Source organism: Clostridium sp. YIM B02555 (genome assembly GCF_022320955.1).
In the GTDB taxonomy this organism is placed as follows: domain Bacteria; phylum Bacillota; class Clostridia; order Clostridiales; family Clostridiaceae; genus Clostridium; species Clostridium saccharoperbutylacetonicum.
Window position 1 is genome coordinate 1 of record NZ_JAKJJY010000053.1, and the last position, 3,571, is coordinate 3,571.

3 protein-coding genes are annotated in these 3,571 nt (G+C 32.4%); all 3 read left to right on the forward strand.

Annotation, left to right across the window (positions count from 1 at the left end; genetic code table 11):
* On the forward strand, positions 1-1,473 hold a 1,473-nt coding region (locus tag L3B98_RS28750; RefSeq protein ID WP_238919211.1), incomplete at its 5' end, for an ABC transporter ATP-binding protein.
* Positions 1,466-2,674, forward strand: coding sequence for an ABC transporter permease (locus tag L3B98_RS28755; protein WP_238919212.1), 1,209 nt, complete (start codon positions 1,466-1,468; stop codon positions 2,672-2,674). The genes L3B98_RS28750 and L3B98_RS28755, both read left to right, overlap by 8 nt.
* Position 2,675: 1 nt before the next feature.
* On the forward strand, positions 2,676-3,571 hold an 896-nt coding region (locus tag L3B98_RS28760; RefSeq protein WP_238919213.1), incomplete at its 3' end, for an ABC transporter permease.

Genomic DNA, 3,571 nt, shown 5'->3' on the forward strand with positions numbered 1-3,571 from the left:
AATGATAATATTACTCTTAGATTGAAAAAGGGTGAGATTCACGCGTTACTTGGTGAAAATGGAGCTGGTAAGTCGACATTAATGTCAGTGCTTTTTGGAATGTATCAGCCTGAAGTGGGAAGTATAAAAGTAAGAGGAAAAGAAGTAAAAATATCAAATCCTAATGTAGCAAATGATTTAGGAATAGGAATGGTTCACCAACATTTTAAACTAGTTGAAAATTTTACTGTTACTGAAAATATAATTCTAGGCTGCGAACCTAAAAAAGGCTTAGTAGTAGATATTAAAAGTGCAGCTAAAAAGATAGAAGAGTTATCTAAAAAATATGAATTAAAAGTTGATCCATATGAAAAAATAGAAGATATATCAGTTGGAATGCAGCAAAGAGTTGAAATTTTAAAGATGCTTTACAGAGATGCTGAGGTGTTAATTTTTGACGAACCTACAGCAGTACTTACACCACAAGAAATTGAAGAACTAATGAAAATAATGAAAAATCTTATTAGAGAAGGTAAATCAATTATATTAATTACTCATAAGCTTAAAGAAATTAAAGCTGTTGCAGATACTTGTACAGTAATTAGACGTGGAAAATATATAGGAAGTGTAGATGTTAAGGGAACTTCACAAGAAAAAATGGCTGAAATGATGGTTGGTAGACCTGTTAGCTTTAAAGTTGATAAAAAGCCTAAAGAACCAGGTGAAGTAGTTTTAAAGGTTGAGAATCTTTCTGTTTTAAATAATAAGAAGGTTCTAGGAGTTAATAATTTTTCTGTAGAAGTTAAAGCTGGAGAAATCCTTGGAATTGCAGGAGTAGAAGGAAATGGACAGTCCGAATTAGTTGAAGCAATAACAGGAATGAGAACAGTAAAATCAGGAAAAGTTTATTTTAAAAATGAAGATATAACAAATATGTCAATACGTAAGCGTATAAGAAGCGGAATTGCTCATATACCAGAAGATCGTCAAAAAAGAGGCTTAGTATTAGACTATACAATTGAAAATAATATGGTTTTAGAAATTTACAATAAAGAACCATTTTCAAAGCATGGCTTATTAAATAAGGGTGCTATACACGATTATGCTGAAAAAATCATAAAGGAATTTGATGTTAGATCAGGAGAAGGTGGAAAATCTTTTGCTAGAACAATGTCCGGTGGTAATCAGCAAAAGGCTATAATTGGGCGTGAAGTAGAATTAAATCCAGATTTATTAATAGCTGTTCAACCAACAAGAGGTCTTGATGTAGGATCTATAGAATATATCCACAAAAGACTTGTAGAACAAAGAGATCAAGGAAAAGCAGTACTGCTTGTATCCTTAGAACTTAGTGAAATTATGAATTTATCAGATAGAATTGCAATAATTAATAGTGGAGAATTAATAGGAATAGTTAATGCTTCAGAAACAAATGAAAATGAAATCGGTCTGATGATGGCTGGAATTCAAAAAGGAGGAAAGTCAGATGAGTAAGAAAGAAGCGTTGAATTCTATACTTGCAGTTGTATTAGGATTAATAGCAGGTGCAATCTTAATGTTTATTATTGGAGATAACCCAGCAGAAGGCTATATGTATCTTTATAAAGGCGCACTTATAAATTTAAAAAGATTTGGTGATACCTTAGCTACAGCAACACCATTAATACTTACAGGACTTTCTGTTGGATTCGCCTTTAAGACTGGTCTTTTCAATATTGGTACACCAGGACAAATGCTTTTTGGTGGATTTTGTGCAACTGTAATTGGATTAACTTATGGAGCAGTGCTTCCAAGAGTTATATTATTAATTGTTATGATAGTAGCAGGAGCTATAGCAGGAGCTTTATGGGCTTTTGTACCAGGAATATTAAAAGCTAAATTTAATGTTAATGAAGTAGTATCTGCAATTATGATGAACTGGATTTGTTATTGGATAGTTTATTATGCTATACCAGCTTACTTTAAAGGTTCAACTGAAACAGAATCTAAGAGTATTGTGGAAGCAGCTTCCTTAAAGACAAAATGGCTTACAGACTTATTTTCAGGTTCTTATATTAATTTAGGAATATTTATAGCTGTAATAGCTGTAATAGTTATAGCTTTCATATTAAATAAAACAGTTTTAGGTTATGAATTAAAAGCTGTTGGTTTTAATAAGAGTGCAGCAGAATATGCAGGTATGTCAGTAAATAGAAATATAGTTGTGTCTATGATGATAGCTGGGGCTCTTTCAGGGCTTGCAGGTGTAGCTCAATATGTAGGAAATGCATCAAATATGCAAATTGGTGTAATGCCATCGCAAGGTTTTGATGGAATAGCAGTATCTTTATTAGGTGCAAATAATCCAGTTGGAATATTAATATCAGCTTTATTCTTTGGAGTATTATACTCTGGAAAAGGCTTTATGAATGCAAATACAAATATTCCACCAGAAATAGCAGATACAATAATTGCAACTATAATATACTTTGCAGCTATAAGTGCAGCAGTACCAATGATAGTAAATGCAATTAAACATAGAAAAGCTATGGCACAAGCAAAAGTGGCTGAAAATAATGCTGTTAGCAGTAATACGAAGCTAGAAGAAAATCATAAAGAAAATAAGGAATTAGAGAAAGACAATATAGAATCAGGACAAAACAATATAGAAGAACCAAAGGAAACTGAAGATATAGATAACAAGGAGGAGAAATAATATGTGGGCAATACTACAACAAATTTTTCCATATGCTGTTGCATATACAATTCCTCTACTTATGACTGCCCTAGGAGCACTATATTGTGAACGTAGTGGTGTAATTAATATAGGACTTGATGGTTTTATGATTGTTGGATCCTTTGCAGGGGCTTTAACAATATCTAAATTACAAGAATCTATGGGCGCAGGTAGTACTACTGCCATTTGGATAGGTTTAGTAGTTTCTATAATAGTTGGTATGTTATTTTCACTTTTACATGCCTTTGCAAGTATTAATTTAAATGCAGACCAAACAATAAGTGGTACGGCTATTAATATGATGGCAGGAGCTGTAACAATCTTTTTAGCAAGAACTATTACAGGAAGCGGACGTATTAGAATAACAAATGGATTTTATCCAATGGATATACCAGGTTTATCGCAAATTCCTATAATAGGAGATCTATTATTTAAAAAGACATATATAACAACATGGGTTTCTTTAGGAATATTATTTTTAAGTGCTTTCTTAATATATAAAACAAGATTTGGTTTAAGATTAAGATCATGTGGTGAGCATCCTCAAGCTTCTGATGCAGCAGGTATAAATGTTTATAAAATGCGTTATATAGGTGTTTTACTTTCAGGAGGCTTATCATCTTTTGCTGGAGCAGTAATGCTTGTAACCTTCTCAGGAGAATTTAATGGAAGTGTTTCAGGATTAGGATTCCTAGCATTGGCAGCATTAATATTTGGACAATGGAAACCACTTGGAATTCTTGCAGCTACAGCTTTCTTTGGATTTGCAACAACAATTGCAAATGTATCTCAAGTTATTCCAGCACTTGGATCAATTCCATTAGTTATATTAAAGGTATTCCCTTATGCAGCTACTTTACTTGCTCTTGTAGTATT

Excerpts from the sequence above, each read along its gene's own strand:
- L3B98_RS28755 (WP_238919212.1), top strand. The coding sequence starts at position 1,466 with ATGAGTAAGAAAGAAGCGTTGAATTCTATACTTGCAGTTGTATTAGGA.